General features: G+C 60.8%; 11 protein-coding genes. 7 read left to right on the top strand and 4 right to left on the bottom strand.

Annotation, left to right across the window (positions count from 1 at the left end; translation table 11 throughout):
* Nucleotides 1-3: 3 nt before the first annotated feature.
* Nucleotides 4-555 (bottom strand): dTDP-4-dehydrorhamnose 3,5-epimerase, encoded by a 552-nt coding sequence (rfbC, locus tag BM438_RS42080; protein ID WP_093647023.1) that lies wholly within the window; start codon nucleotides 553-555, stop codon nucleotides 4-6.
* 163 nt (nucleotides 556-718) lie between these two features.
* A complete protein-coding gene (locus tag BM438_RS42075) occupies nucleotides 719-1,714 on the bottom strand; it encodes a GlxA family transcriptional regulator (RefSeq protein ID WP_093647069.1) in 996 nt (331 codons plus the stop codon).
* Nucleotides 1,715-2,479: 765 nt separating this feature from the next.
* Between BM438_RS42075 and BM438_RS42070 the strand changes: the two genes are divergently transcribed.
* The 6 genes from BM438_RS42070 to BM438_RS42045 all read left to right on the top strand — a co-directional run bounded on the left by BM438_RS42070 (nucleotide 2,480) and on the right by BM438_RS42045 (nucleotide 11,044).
* Nucleotides 2,480-2,854, top strand: a complete 375-nt coding sequence (locus tag BM438_RS42070; protein ID WP_093647021.1) for a hypothetical protein — start codon at nucleotides 2,480-2,482, stop codon at nucleotides 2,852-2,854.
* 364 nt (nucleotides 2,855-3,218) lie between these two features.
* Nucleotides 3,219-4,142 (top strand): LysR family transcriptional regulator, encoded by a 924-nt coding sequence (locus tag BM438_RS42065; protein WP_093647019.1) that lies wholly within the window; start codon nucleotides 3,219-3,221, stop codon nucleotides 4,140-4,142.
* A 16-nt stretch (nucleotides 4,143-4,158) separates the two neighbouring features.
* Nucleotides 4,159-4,833 carry a response regulator transcription factor gene (locus tag BM438_RS42060; RefSeq protein ID WP_093647016.1) on the top strand — a complete coding sequence of 225 codons (675 nt, stop codon included), beginning with the start codon at nucleotides 4,159-4,161 and terminating at the stop codon, nucleotides 4,831-4,833.
* Nucleotides 4,834-5,081: 248 nt separating this feature from the next.
* Nucleotides 5,082-8,363: an efflux RND transporter permease subunit gene (locus tag BM438_RS42055; protein WP_093647014.1), complete on the top strand. Its 3,282-nt coding sequence runs from the start codon at nucleotides 5,082-5,084 to the stop codon at nucleotides 8,361-8,363.
* A complete protein-coding gene (locus BM438_RS42050) occupies nucleotides 8,353-9,567 on the top strand; it encodes an efflux RND transporter periplasmic adaptor subunit (RefSeq protein ID WP_093647011.1) in 1,215 nt (404 codons plus the stop codon). Before BM438_RS42055 ends, BM438_RS42050 begins: the two co-directional genes overlap by 11 nt.
* The gene (locus BM438_RS42045; protein ID WP_093647009.1) at nucleotides 9,560-11,044 is read left to right on the top strand and encodes an efflux transporter outer membrane subunit; all 1,485 of its coding nucleotides are present in this window, start codon (nucleotides 9,560-9,562) and stop codon (nucleotides 11,042-11,044) included. The genes BM438_RS42050 and BM438_RS42045 overlap by 8 nt, the downstream gene beginning before the upstream one ends.
* Nucleotides 11,045-11,166: 122 nt before the next feature.
* Here BM438_RS42045 and BM438_RS42040 read toward each other — a convergent pair whose 3' ends face one another.
* Complete coding sequence (locus tag BM438_RS42040) at nucleotides 11,167-12,345, bottom strand: porin (protein ID WP_093647006.1); 1,179 nt, start codon at nucleotides 12,343-12,345, stop codon at nucleotides 11,167-11,169.
* Between the two features lie 326 nt (nucleotides 12,346-12,671).
* On the opposite strand from BM438_RS42040, the gene BM438_RS42035 reads away from it, so the two are divergent.
* Nucleotides 12,672-12,953: a DUF4148 domain-containing protein gene (locus BM438_RS42035; protein ID WP_093647004.1), complete on the top strand. Its 282-nt coding sequence runs from the start codon at nucleotides 12,672-12,674 to the stop codon at nucleotides 12,951-12,953.
* A gap of 263 nt (nucleotides 12,954-13,216) precedes the next feature.
* On the opposite strand, the gene BM438_RS42030 is transcribed toward BM438_RS42035, so the two are convergent.
* On the bottom strand, nucleotides 13,217-14,314 hold the full coding sequence (locus BM438_RS42030) for a porin (RefSeq protein ID WP_167378542.1): 1,098 nt from the start codon (nucleotides 14,312-14,314) through the stop codon (nucleotides 13,217-13,219).
* Nucleotides 14,315-15,223 lie beyond the last annotated feature (909 nt).

Here is a 15,223-nt window from a genome sequence, read left to right as displayed (position 1 = left end):
CGCTCAGGCGATATTTTCCGCCTCGTAAAGACGCCGGCCCGCTGCGTCCTTCGCGCCGAGGATCGGCTCGATTTCAATTGGCCAGTCGATACCGATGTCAGGATCGCTCCACAAGATGCAGCGCTCGAGTTCGGGGAACCAGTATTCGGTGGTCTTCCACAGGCATTCGGCGACGTCGGACAGCACGACGAAACCGTGTGCGAAGCCCGGCGGCACCCACACCTGCCGATGATTGGCCGCGCTCAGGTATGCGCCGCTCCATTTGCCGAAGGTCGGCGAATTGAGCCGCACGTCCACGGCGACGTCGAACACCTCTCCCACCACCACGCGCACGAGCCGACCTTGCGGCCGATGCACCTGATAGTGCAAGCCGCGCAACACGCCACGCACTGCCCGCAAATGACGGTCTTGCACGAAATTGAAACCTTGCGAGACGTCGTCGGTAAACTCATCCGCGCTGAAGCTCTCGAAACAGAAGCCAAATTCGTCGCAAAACACCTCGGGCTCGATGAGTTTCACCTCCGGCAATGCTGTCGCCATTACCTTGTTGCCCATGGCCACTATGCTCGTAAGAAGCCAGCCAGCAGAAAACACGACCGCCGACGCACGCACCGGTGCACGCACGGCTACACACGCCGCAGCGCACGCCGTTGCACACGCGCCCGCCCGCTCCAGGTCGCACCCTGAGTTGCACCATCTGCACGGCGCCTGCTCAAGCTTACGCCTCTGTCGCCACCCGGCTGCGCGCGCGATATTCGGTGGGCGACAGCGCCATACGCTTGCGGAATATCTTCGCGAGGCGATCGCCGTTGCCGGTGCCGCTGCGGCGCGCGATCTTGTCGACCGGTAGTTCGGTTTCGGTCAGGAAGTTGCAGGCAATACGCAGCCTCACCTGCAGCAGATAATCAGAAGGCGTGACCTGCATTTCATGCTTGAAACGCCGCAGAAAATTGCGTTCGCTCATCGCCGCCACTTGCGCTGCGTCGGCAACTGACACCGGACGATCGCAATTCGCCTCCATCCAGCGCGCGGCGGCACGGATTTTCTCGGCGACGCTGAGCGTGCCGCCCTCAGCCGGCAGTGGCACCCAGGTCGCGGCCATACCCGGCATCACCCGATCGGCGACGCTGCGCGCCAGCTCCGCGCCAAGATCGCGTTTGATGAACATCAGCGCGCTGCGCGCGCAGTCGTTACGATCGTTGGCTGCGCTACGCACGGCATCGGCCGCGGCACTGCCCAGATAGCGATTCACCTGCAAGCCGTCATGCTCCGCGGGACCCGCTGCTTCCAGCACGAGACGGCCCTCGCCGATCGTCTCGATCGCACGGGTGCGCGTTTGCACCGATCGCAACCAGCCCAGCAAGCGTTCGTCGAGCGCGGCCTCGTGCGCGCCGTAGCCCCCTGCGATGAACAGCACGTCGAAACCGCTGCCATAACGTGTGTCGATACGATCGGTCCAGATCCGCGCCGACGAAGAACTCGCGACGCTGCCCCCGTCCATCGACAGAAACTGCACTTCGTAAGGCGGCTCTTCGCCAGCCCGCGAGCCCGAGAGTTCGTTGGCGGTCTGGAACATCTCGACTACCGTGCCAGGCCCGAGCAGCCAGAAGCCGTCGAACAGCAACACGCCGATTCGCCGCGCTGCACTACGCACGTTTAGCGTCGGCGTATGTAACCAGGTAATCCTCGCAGTATCCAGATGCAAGTGCGGCATGATCTTCCCCAAGCTGTCGTACATTGTAGACCCCGCTGCCCCGTCGGCCGGACGATATGGACGAATTGAATTACGGCGGATGAAAACCACCGGCAACGCCGCTTAACGGATTATGCGTGATGTTAGCTGAATGCCGCCCTATAGTAAATTTGAAAAACAAATCCGTATTGAGAAATTCGATGTACGACGAAATCCATTATTGTGTGTTTCATATGACCGTCGGCATATGAGTCGGCATAGCAACGGGCCGCAGCAGCCTGTCTGACCATCAGAAGGTCGAAGAACCTTGCACAGAGCCACGCTCAAGGCTTCTACTCGGGCGCGCCGACGCAGCACGGCTTGCCGGATTCGCGATGGCGATTCATCGAAATCACATACAGAAATGTTTCAAACGTGAAATCGAAACCTCGCAAATAATGAACATTCAATCAGGCTTTTATTCGCAAATCGGGAATTTATCGGCAGTGCCAATGCGGCAAACCGCACACTTATCGAAACATTCCCGATTAAGCATTTCGACACTAATTTCCCACACGACTAAAAATGTTTCTATATTGAAACATCCGGCCTCTTTTACATATGACCAATGCACCGGTCATTGACCTGCGCGCAGGGAAAAACGTCAGACAATTGTCCGCAGCGGCGGAAATCGTGCCAGGCGGTCTCCTTAAACAAAGTTTCATCCCTTGATCGCGCTCTTTAAGACTTGGTTAAGAGAGGCGGAGCCATAATTTGCTCACCGTAAGAGCAGCAAGGAGCAGAGATATGTCGCGCCCCATGAGCATCGAGAGAGTCAACGAATACGGACAGAACGCGGTTCGCATCGCCATCGAGGACCGTGCGGTACTGCTCGAAACGGCCGATCTGGATGCCGTGATCGAGCACCTCAGCGCGCTGCGCGCCACGATGCGCCCGGAAGTACCGAAGGAACCCCTGCGCGCCCATCAGTACGTGATTGAAATCGATCCGTGCTGGCACGCCGAAAAACATCCGCTGCACGACGGCGCCGTGCTGTTCCTGCGGCATTCCGGCCTGGGCTGGGCCGGTTTTGCACTCCCCACCGAGAGTCTTGCCAGGCTGCATCACGCGTTGACCCAGCAGCTGGAAGCTTCGCTCGAAGTACACGGCATGCTCAATTGAATCGGCTGAACCGGCTGGATCAGTTGATTCAGCCGGTTCGCGAATGGCTACCGCTTGTTGCGTTTCGCGTAGCACTGCGTTTCAGAGAGCGCATGCACCTCGCGGCGCTCCGCATCTATACTTCCCCCGCCGCCCCATAGCGGTTACTTTCATTCAGGTCTCTTTCCGAAGCGCGGCTCTGGCCGCGCTCTTTTTTTGCGCGTCGCTTAGTCTTGCTGATCGTTCACGAACGCACCGGGATGCAGCTTTGCCCGCGCAGTTCATGAACATTGCACAAAATTAAAAAAGACTTAATCCACCTGGGCGTGCCGTTTTATCCGCGATCGCCGATGATGCAGCCATCGTCCTTCTCTACTGTTCCAACATGAACCAGCTACAAGCGATGCGTGTCTTCACACGGGTGGTCGATCTTGCCAGCTTCAATCTTGCGGCGAGACAGTTAGGCATGTCGGCGGCGGCGGTCACTCGCAGCGTCGGCACATTGGAAGCGCATCTGAACATGCGCCTGCTAAACCGCACTACACGCAGCCTTTCGCTGACCGATGTGGGCCGCGAGTATCTCGACGGCTGCCGCACGATCATCGAGAAGCTCGACGAGATGGAATCGAACCTGCTGGAGACCACACGCGATCCGCAGGGCACGTTGCGCATCGCCACGCCGATGACGTTCGCGACCGCCGGCCTGGGCACATTGCTGGCGGCGTATCGCACGCTGCATCCACGCGTGGATTTCGATGTGACAACGTTTGATACGCATATCGATCTCGTGGAAGGTGGCTTCGATGTGTGTTTCTCCGACGACCGCCGACTTGCCAACTCATCTTTGGTGAGTCGCACGCTGACCAGCGTCCATGAAATGACGGTCGCGTCCCCCGCCTATCTGGCGCGTCACGGCACCCCTCGCGATCCGTCGGCGTTGAACCGCCACGGCTTGTTGACGGTCTCCGACGGTTCGTCGCGTGCCTGGGAGTTCGCCGACGCCGACGGCATCTATCGCGTCAACACCGGCAGCGCGCTCACCGCCACCAGCAGCGCGATGGTGCGCGTGGCCGCGCTCAACCATATGGGTATCGCCTTGCTGCCGCTGCCGATCATCGCCGACGATCTTGCGCAAGGTTCGCTCGTCCCCGTGCTCGAACAGTTCGAAATCAACGGCGGCCCGCGCCAGGTGTCGATCCTCTACTCCGGCCGCAATTACCTGTCGATGCGTGTGCGCAGTTTCATCGACTTCGCGGTCAGCCAGTATCGCGCGCCGGACCGCCCGGTTGCCTTGCGGGCGGTGGCCTGAACCGGGCCCGCGCATCATGCCCAAAATACTGACGATCGAAGACGACGAGTTGATCGCCCACGACATCGTGCGCACGCTCAGCGCAAGCGGCTTCTCTGTTGACGTGGCGCGCACCGGCCGCGAAGGCATGGCGAAAGTGATGGCGGGCGACTACGACGTCGTCACACTCGACCGCATGCTCCCCGATCTCGACGGCCTGACCATCGTGGCGACGATGCGTGGCGTCGGCATGGAAACGCCAGTGCTCGTGATGAGTGCGATGTCCGACGTCGATCAACGCATTCAAGGTCTGCGCGCCGGCGGCGACGACTATCTGACCAAGCCATTCTCGCCCGAAGAAATGTTCGCACGCGTCGAGGTGCTGTTGCGCCGCCGCCCACGCCACGCCAAAGCTGAAACGCTGCTGCGCAACGGTGCGCTGGAGCTCGATCTCGTGCGCCGCAAAGTCACCTACCGGCAGCGCGAGCTCGATCTGCAGCCCACCGAATTCCGCGTGCTCGAATTCATGATGCGCCACGCCGGCCAGGTGCTCACGCGCACGATGATTTTTGAAGCCGTGTGGGGCTGCCGCTTCGATCCCGGCACCAACCTGATCGACGTACACGTCGGCCGTTTGCGCAAGAAAGTCGAGACGCCCGGCGAGCGGCCGTTGATCCGCACCATTCGAGGCTCAGGCTATCTGTTCGGCTGACGCCGCCCCATTCGCAGGTTTTCTGACGGAGTTTTAGCGCTGCATGCAGCGCTAAAGCCGTTGCGACGCGGCTTTCGATGCAATCGCGCACGTCCTCCAGGCTTCCTAAAACTAGTTTCATTTGTTTAGTCCGCGCCTGTTAGGACCCGCTCTCCAGAATGCCGTTACCGAGCCGCGCCATTGGTGCGAGCCCTAACCGCCACACGCCCGCGCAGATTCAATCGCGCCTCTGAACGGAGCAGCCTTCGATGTTAAAAATAGTCCGGTTGGCTTTGACCCGGCCCTACACGTTCATCGTGCTTGCGATGCTGATCCTGTTGATCGGCCCGCTTGCCGCGTTGCGCACGCCGACGGATATCTTTCCCGACATCCGCATTCCCGTGATCAGTGTGGTCTGGAACTACGCCGGCCTGCAACCGGACGACATGTCCGGACGCGTCGTCACCTACTACGAACGCACGCTCGGCACGACCGTCAACGACATCGAGCATATCGAGTCACAATCGTTTCGCGGCTACGGCATCGTCAAGATCTTCTTTCAGCCGACCGTGGATATCCGCACCGCCACCGCGCAGGTGACCTCGGTTTCACAGACGGTGCTCAAGCAGATGCCGCCCGGCACCACGCCGCCGCAGATTCTCAACTACAACGCGTCCACGGTGCCGGTGCTGCAACTGGCGCTGACCAGCAATACACTTGACGAGCAGAAACTCGCCGACTACGCGACCAACTTCATTCGCCCGCAATTGCTGAGCGTGCCTGGCGTGGCGATTCCGACGCCGTATGGCGGCAAGACCCGCGAAGTACAGATCGATCTCGATCCGCAAGCCTTGCAGGCAAAAAAGCTCTCGGCCAACGACGTCGCCACCGCCCTCGCCCAGCAGAATCAGATCATTCCGGCGGGTACCGAAAAGATCGGCCGCTTCGAATACAACATCAAGCTCAACAACAGCCCGCTCGCACTCGACGAACTGAACGCGCTACCGATCAAGACGGTGGACGGCGCCACGATCTATATCCGCGATGTGGCTCACGTGCGCGACGGCTATCCGCCGCAAGGCAACGTGGTGCGCGTGGACGGTCATCGTGCGGTGCTGATGAGTATTCTAAAGAACGGCTCGGCGTCGACGCTCGACATCATCGCCGGCGTCAAGGCGCAATTGCCGCGCATCGAGGCAACGCTGCCGCCCGGACTGAAGCTCGTGACGATGGGCGATCAATCGACCTTCGTGAAAGGCGCGGTGAGTGGCGTGGCGCGTGAAGGCGTGATCGCCGCCGCGCTCACTTCACTGATGATCCTGCTGTTCCTCGGCAGCTGGCGCTCGACACTGATCATCGCGGCGTCGATTCCGCTGGCGGTGCTGGCTGCGATTGCGGGCCTTGCCGCCATGGGCGAAACGCTCAACGTGATGACGCTCGGCGGTCTCGCGCTCGCGGTGGGGATTCTGGTCGACGACGCCACCGTCACGATCGAAAACATCAACTGGCATCTCGAACAGGGCAAGGACGTACGCAGCGCGATCATGGACGGCGCCGCTCAAATCGTTGCGCCCGCCTTCGTTTCGCTGCTCTGCATCTGCATCGTGTTTGTACCGATGCTGCTGCTCGACGGCATTGCGCGCTTCCTGTTCGTGCCGATGGCCGAAGCGGTGATCTTCGCGATGATCGCGTCGTTCATCCTCTCGCGCACCTTCGTGCCGATGCTGGCGCAATACCTGTTGCGTCCGCATGCATCGGGCGGTCACGCCTCCGGCGAACTGGCCGCGGTAATGGACACGCATGGCGGCCCCTTGCATCCGGCGCCGTCGCGCAATCCGCTGGTGCGCTTTCAACGCGGCTTCGAGCATCGTTTCGAGTGCGTGCGCAGCGTGTACCGGATCGTACTCGGCCTTGCGCTCACGCATCGCAAGCGTTTCGTCGCGGGCTTCCTGATCGTCGTGGGCGCGTCGTTCCTGCTCGCACCGTGGCTGGGACGCAATTTCTTCCCCAATATCGACTCCGGCGAAATTGCGATCCATGTGCGCGCACCGATCGGCACGCGGATCGAAGATACCGCCGCGCAATTCGATCTGATCGAGAACGCCGTGCGCCGCGCGATTCCGCCGGACCAGTTGCGCAGTATCGTCGACAACATCGGACTGCCCAATAGCGGCATCAACCTGACCTATAACAACAGCGGCACGACCGGACCGCAAGACGGCGACATTCTGATCTCGCTGAACGAGAACCACGCCCCCACCGCCGGCTTCGTGCACACCCTGCGCGAAACGCTGCCGCGTCAATTCCCGGGAACGACCTTCGCGTTCCTGCCGGCCGATATCGTCAGTCAGATTCTGAATTTCGGTGCCCCCGCGCCAATCGATTTGCAGGTGGCGGGGCCGAACCAGGCGGCCAATCATCGCTACGCCAGCGAAGTGATGCGACGCATGCGCATGATTCCCGGCATTGCCGATACGCGTATCCAGCAGGCGTCGACGTATCCGCAGTTCACCGTGTCGGTAGACCGCTCGCGCGCCGATCAACTCGGCATTACCGAACAGGACGTGACCAACTCCGTGGTAGCGAGTCTTTCCGGCACGAGCCAGGTATCGCCGACGTATTGGCTGAATCCGAAGAACGGCGTGTCGTATCCGATCGTCGCGCAGACCCCGCAATACCGCATGACGTCCCTGTCGAATCTCAACAACCTGCCCGTGACCGGCAAGAGCGGCCAGGCGCAGATTCTCGGCGGCATTGCGACCATTTCACGCGGCGTCGGCAATGCGGTGGTGTCGCACTACAACATCGAACCGCTCTACGACGTGTTCGCGACCACTCAAGGTCAGGATCTCGGCGCCGTTGCGGCGAAGATTCAGAACATCGTCCATGCAACCGCGAAAGATGTGCCGAAGGGCTCGATCGTCACGCTGCGCGGCCAGGTGCAAACGATGAACAGCGCGTTCCTCGGTTTGTCGCTAGGTCTGGTCGGCGCGATTCTGCTGATCTATCTGCTGATTGTCGTGAATTTCCATTCGTGGAGCGACGCGTTCGTAATCGTCACGGCGTTGCCCGCGGCGTTAGCCGGCATCGTGTGGATGCTGTTCACCACGCATACACCGCTCTCCGTGCCCGCGCTGACCGGTGCGATTCTCTGCATGGGCGTCGCGACCGCCAACAGCATTCTGGTGGTGAGCTTCGCCCGCGAACGGCTGGCGGTGACCGGCAATGCGCTGGTCGCCGCGATGGAGGCCGGCTTCACGCGCTTTCGGCCGGTGCTGATGACAGCGCTCGCGATGATTATCGGCATGGCGCCGATGGCGCTCGGCCTCGGCGACGGCGGCGAGCAGAACGCGCCGCTCGGCCGCGCGGTGATCGGCGGCCTGATCTGCGCGACGTTCGCCACGCTGCTGTTCGTACCGGTCGTGTTCAGCCTCGTGCATCGGCGCGATGCCGCTGGTCACGATCCATCGCACGGCCCGTCGCGCAACTCATCCAACGACCCCTCGCACGATCACTCATCATCCGAACCCGGAGTCCATCATGTCCACTGAGATCGAGATCAATTCGCCCAAGCGGCTGCGTCATCTGAAGCTGGTCGGCATCGTCGCGCTGCTGGTGGCAGCGGGCATTGTGACGAGCGGCATTGCCAGCCGCGTGCATGCGAAGCAGGAACTCACCACCTGGTCAGCCCAGCAAGCCGTGCCCACGGTGATTGCATACACACCCAAACACGACCTCGATGCGCAGGCGCTGGTGTTGCCCGGACGGCTGTCCGCCTTCGTCAACGCGCCGATTTACGCACGCGTGTCGGGTTATCTGCATGCGTGGTACGCCGATATCGGCACGCACGTCAAAGCCGGCCAGTTGCTTGGGGTGATCGACACGCCCGACCTCGATCAGCAATTGCTGCAGGCTCGCGCCGATTTGCAGAACTCGGTGGCTAACGAAAAACTCGCGGCCTCCACGGCAACCCGCTGGACCAGGATGCTGCAACAGGATTCGGTCTCGCAGCAGGACGCCGATGAAAAGACCAGCGACCTCGTGGCCAAGCAGGCAACCGTAGCTGCGGCGGAAGCCAATGTACGGCGTCTCGAAGCGCTCGAATCGTTCAAGCGCATCACTGCCCCATTCGACGGCATCGTCACCGCGCGCACCACCGATATCGGCGCGCTCATCAATGCGGGCGGCGGCAATGGACCCGAACTGTTTTCCGTGTCGGACGCACGTCAATTGCGCGTTTACGTGAGCGTGCCGCAGGACGAGGCCGCCGCCATCAGACCCGGCATGACCGCCACGCTCACCGTGCCCGAACGCCCCGGCGTGAAGTTCAACGCCAAACTCGTTGACACCGACGATGCGATCACGCCCTCCTCCGGCACGCTGCTGGTGCAACTCGCGGTCGACAATCAAAACGGTTTGCTGATCCCCGGCGAATACACCGAGGTGCATTTTGCGCTGCCGACCAACTCGCATGCCTTGTCGATCCCGGCCAGCTCGCTCATCTTCCGGCAGAACGGTTTGCAGGTCGCCGTGGTCGGCCACGACAACCGCGCGGTGCTCAAATCGGTATCGATCGCCACCGATCTCGGCACGCACGTCGAGATCGCCTCAGGTCTGAATCCAGCCGACCGTGTCATCGACAATCCGCCCGACTCGCTTGCCTCGGGCGATGAAGTGCGACTCGAAAGCAATCCGGCTAGTACGACGGACACGTCGCTCGCCGCACGCCGGCCAGCGGAGAGCGCTCATGGATAAACGCCGCATCTGCATCGCGTTGGCGGCCGCGGCGCTGATGAGCGGCTGCTCGTTCGCGCCGACCTACCAGGCGCCGGCCACCAGCATCCCAACGACGTTCAAGGAAGGTGGCGCATGGCAGCTCGCCCGACCCGCCGACCGCGTGCCGCGCGACGCGTGGTGGACGGTGTATCGCGATCCGGTACTCGACCATCTCGAGGTTAAGGTGGCCGCCGCCAACCCGGACGTGGCCGCGGCGATGGCGCGCCACGACGAGGCCACCGCCTATCTGTCGCAAGCCCGCTCGGGCTTGTTTCCGACCATCGGCGCCGAAGCGTCGGTCGAACGCCAAAGGCAATCGGACAACCGCCCGCTGCGTGGCGTGGGTCAGCCCGCGGTGTACGGCACGAATACGGTCGACGTCGGCATCGGCTATGACCTCGACCTGTGGGGCAAGATCCGCAACGAGGTGTCGGCGGGCCGCTCGGCGCTGCAGGCGAGCGAGGCCGATCTCCAATCGGTACGTTTGAGCTTGCAGGCGAATCTGGCAAGCGCGTACTTCAATCTGCGCGGGCTGGACGAACAGCAGCAACTGCTCAACGACACGATCGACACCTACCAGCACGCGCTCAAACTCACGTTAAGCCGTCACGCGGGTGGCATTGCATCCGACCTCGACGTCTCGCGCGCGCAGACACAACTCGACACCGCGCGCGCTTCCGCCGACGACATCACTGCTCGCCGCGCGCTGTACGAGCATGCGATCGCCAGCCTGACCGGCGCGCCCGCGTCGAATTTCACACTCGCGCCGGAGATCGAAACGGCGTATCTGCCGTCGATTCCAACGGGCCTGCCCGCAGCACTGCTGCAACGGCGTCCCGACATCGCGGCGGCCGAGCGGCGCGTTGCCGAGGCCAATGCGCAAATCGGCGTGGCCAAGGCCGCCTTCTTCCCAGACATTTCGCTCGGACTCGACGGTGGTTATCAGAGCGACACGCTTTCGCCGTGGCTGATGGCGCCGAATGAAATCTGGTCGGTCGGACCGAGCCTCGTGCTCACGCTATTCGACGGCGGCCGCCGTGAGGCGATCACGCAACAGGCGCGCGCCAAACTCGCCGAGAACGGCGCGAAGTACAAGGCCGCGGTATTGCTCGCCTTCCAGCAGGTCGAAGACAACCTCGCGCAATTGCATCATCTCGGCGACGAAGCCACGCAGCAGAACGAGGCGCTGGTCGCCGCGCAACGCACGTTGACGCTTTCGATGTCGCGCTATCGCGACGGCGTGGTCAGCTATCTGGATGTCGTGACCGCGCAGACCACCGAACTCACTACCCAGATCGACGCACTGAACCTCAATACGCGACGTCTGCTGGCCTCGGTGGGCTTGATTGAGGCCTTGGGCGGCGGTTGGTCGGCGGACGGCGCTACGGGCTCGCCTGCCGTTCAGGCGGCAAGTGCGCAAGCGGTGCATCCGAAGGTGCTCGCGTCCGCTGAGTGAAACTGCGGGTTGAATCTGTCAGTTGAATCCACCCATGCCGTTAAAAAACGTCGCCGGTTCTTCACCGGCGGCGTTTGCCTTCCATATACGCTTACGACACCCTTTCAACGCACATGCCGCGCTCAGAACTTATGCCGTATCCCCACCGCCACAACCGCCTGCCGATCGCTCGACGAAGCCGCTAGCGAATAGATCGACGCATTACCGAGCACCGCAATACCGTCCGCCCCCGACACATGTTGATAGACGCCCTCCAGATACAGATCGGTTCGGCGTGACAGGGCGTAATCTGCCTGCAGCATGAACTGATTCCACTTCGGTGCGACGCTCCTGCCGTCGTCGCTGAAATGTCCGTCGGTGAACGTGTACGAGCCGCCCAGCGTGAACGCCGGCGTGATGGCATAGCGCGCGTTCAGTTCGTAGTTATTGAAGGTCAGCATATCGCCGTTGAGCGTGGCATACGCGCCACCCTGCGTGATCTGATGCGGGTCGTCGAGCATGGTCCGCGTGAAAACTAGACCGACGGTCGCCGCGCCGAATGTATAGCGCCCTGCCGCGCCGAGGATGCGCTGGCGCGCGCCGGTGAAGGTCGCGTCGCCATCGCTGCTGCTCACCGCGCCACCGGTGTTGGCGGGTTGATTGACGCCGCCCGGCTGGTTCACCTGCAGGTACGCGAGCGCCAGATTGAACGGACCGCCCGCCCATTGCGCACCGAGGCTATAGGCGTTGTTATTGCTGAAGCCACCGGCCGCATTGCTGAACGCATAAGCGCCGCCGACTGTGAAGCCGTCATAAGTCGCGCTGCGGAATTTCAGCGCGTTGTTCATGCGCAGATCGTTGTTGAGGTTGTCGTTATCGAACGGATGATCGGCGATATTGCCGCCGAAGCCCGAACCTGTGGCCGAAAGCGGCGCGACGAAATCGACCAGGAAGTCGTATTGCCGCCCCATGGTCACCGTGCCCCACTGCTTACTCGCGATGCCGACCCATGCCTGCCGGCCGAATTCATCGCCGCCGTTGGAGAATTTGCCGCTGTCGATATTGAAACCGTTCTCCAGATCGAAGACCGCGCTTAAGCCCCCGCCCAGGTCCTCGTTACCACGCAGGCCCCAGCGGTCGGTACTGATATTGCCGCTTTCCATCATCCAGTTGCTTTTGCCGCCTGAGGCCGTTTTCTGATTGCTGATGTAGTCGATGCCGGTATCGAGTGTGCCGTAGAGCGTGACGCTGCTTTGTGCGTGCGCCGCTGCACCGAAGGTGCCGGCCAGCGCGACGAGTGTGGTTGCCAATGCTTTGTTCATGTTTGATTCCGGGTAAGAGAAGGCGCCGATCCGCGCATTGACGGACCGATCCCGCACACCGTGCGGGTAGCCGCAATGTAGATTTGCGTGGTGACATACCCGTGATCAAAACCGGTCGATTCATGAAACGTTTTTTATGTTCATGACATGTACCGGACAAGCCCAAGAATCATCGGATCGCCGGCGCTCCAACGGATAAATATCTTTTCATGCGCACACCGCCGATCCGCTAACGCCAGGTCACTATCCTTCTTATCAACCGATCCACGAATGCATTGCGGTTCGCGCATCGGTTCCATCCAATTTGATTTGTGAGGATTACGAACATGAAATCTCTGACGCTCGCCATCGCTTTCATCGGTGCAACCGCAACGGCCTCCGCTTTCGCTCAATCGACCACGGCGCCTTCGCCGGCGCAACAGAACGCCGCACCGACCATGCAGGTAGCAGCGACCAGCACCGCCGCGGTCAACGCGGCTGGGTCGTGGGTGCCGCCTTACGGTCAGGCGACCGGCGAGAAGACGCGTGCGCAGGTTTATCAGGAACTCGTTCATGCGGAGAAGGACGGACAGCTCGCCTATCTGAACTCGACGCTTTACGCACACTGAGATCTATCACTAAACGCAACACGCTGCATTTCTCGCCCTGACATCAATGACTCTTCGCACCGCGATCAAACGAACGGCCTCGTTTGCCGTTGCCGCTGCTGCATCCGGATTCCTGTTATCCGGATGCGCGACAACGTCGCCCTCCACCAGCGCCGACAACTGTGTCGGTCCACCGAGTTACTGCAATATCTATTTTGGTTCGTGAACAAAAAAGAGCGCGCTACCCCTTCGGGCAGCGCGCTCTTTCATCTGATTCTGATGCTTTAGAACGAGTGTCGAATGCCCACGCGTCCAACCACCTGCTTGCCGTCAGACGAAGGATCGAAGCCGGCGATCTGCGCGACGGCGCCGCCACTGGCTTTCTGTAGTGCGGCGAGCGCATAGACCGCCGTGCGCTTCGACAGTTCGTACTCTGCGCTCAGGTTGAGCTGCTGATACTTCGGTTCCTGATTGGTCGCGTGATCGCGGCCATCCGTGTAGGTGTAGCCTGCTGCGAGATTCAGCTGACCAGTTGCCGCGAAGGTACCGGCAATTTCATAGTTCTGGAATTTGACGTCCTGTCCTGCATCGCCCTGCTGGAAATTCACGTTCGTGAAGTTGCCCATCACCTTGAACTTGCCGATCTGATAGGACGCACCCGCGGCAAAGATGCCTTGACTGCGGGCATTGGCCAGATAGTTGCCGTACACCGCGTTGGTAAAGCCCGAGCCGTTCTGATAGCTCTGGATTGCCGTCTCCGGATCGTTGACGCGCAGATAGCCCGCCCCCATCGAGAACTGTCCGTTCGTATAGGACGCTGCCGCGCTATAGGCGGAGTCATTCGAGAACTGCCCGGTCTGGCCGCCGAACGAATAAAGGGCTTCGCCCGTAAAGCCCCCGATCGTGGGGCTCGTGTACTTGACCGAATTGCTGATGGCGAAGCCGTTATCGAGGTTGTCCATGTCATTGGGGTGGGAAAAATACCAGCCGCCGTAGCTATCGTTGAGCGAGAACGGCTCGATGAGATCGACGATCGGATCCCACTGCCGCCCGAGAGTGACCGTACCGGCCGTCTGACTGGCGAGGCCAACGTACGCATTACGGGAAAAAGCCAGACCACTTCCCAAGCTGCCGTTAGTCGAATTGAAGCCGCTTTCCAGGTCGAACACAGCGGAGAGCCCGGCACCGAGATCTTCCTTGCCTCTGAGGCCCCAGCGGCTGCCCGCGCTGACGCCGCTGGCCATTTGATAGAGATGGTTGCCGTTGACGTTGCTGGCGAAGTCGATACCCGTGTCGAGCAGCCCGTAGAGCGTGACGCTGCTTTGCGCATGGGCGGTGGAGACTGCGCCGACGCACAGTAGTGCCACGACCAAGTGGGTCAGCTTCATCTTCTGATTCATGAATCACCTTTCATTTAATTAAGGATGCCTGATAGCTGTGGAGACTTTCGATGTTGTGTGACCACTGGACGAATATATCGAGGTCAGAAATCATTGCATCTGCAATGCAGACTTTCAGTTTTTTTGTAGGGTTTTCATGAGCGAGTCGTTGACCTGACTTGCGGAGCGGGGTGTTGTCTGTTTGTCTACGGTGTTGGGATTTGCTTGAGGTTTTTTGCCTGTGCGGCGCTTTTTTGTCTGTGTTCTTAGGGCTTTGGCCTTTCCTTGTTCTGGCTTTCGTGCCTTTCCTTGCATTGTTAGTGGTCTATTAGCGTTGCCCCTGTGCGGGGCGGCACTTACTTTCTTTGCCGCCGCAAAGAAAGATAAGCAAAGAAAGCGGCTAGAAGCCCCTGCTAAGCGGGCACCGTGGTTTGCCTGGGGTAGTGGTGCGACTGGAATCCGTGTTCTCTCACATTCCGCGCTAGTGACAAAGGAGTCATCAGCTCCCACTCCGCACTACGTGCGTCGCGGACGGGTCTGCAGGGGAAACCACCGGCTTCGGTTTTGGTTTGTGGGGGCCGTCGGCTTCGCCTCGGCGACGCGTGAGCGCCGAAACGTAGCGGGTGGCTTTATGAACTGCTCTTCGGCGCGCGAAGCGCCGCCGGAAGTATGACGCCCTTGTCACAAGCTTATGCACGGGCACGAACACAGATTCCAGATGCACCACTACCGTGAGCGAGCTGCGGTGCCCGCTTAGCAGGGGCTTCTAGCCGCTTTCTTTGCTTATCTTTCTTTGCGGCGGCAAAGAAAGTAAGTGTGTAGTGGTCCAATGACTATGGACACCTCTAAAGGGGATAATTCTCCAAACGAGGTGAGAAATGAGCAGACGGAACATACCCGAAGAATTCAAGG

It is taken from the genome of Paraburkholderia aspalathi (assembly GCF_900116445.1).
Taxonomy (GTDB): domain Bacteria; phylum Pseudomonadota; class Gammaproteobacteria; order Burkholderiales; family Burkholderiaceae; genus Paraburkholderia; species Paraburkholderia aspalathi.
The sequence above is the reverse complement of the archived record's forward strand: the minus strand, read 5'-3'. Positions and strand labels throughout refer to the sequence as shown.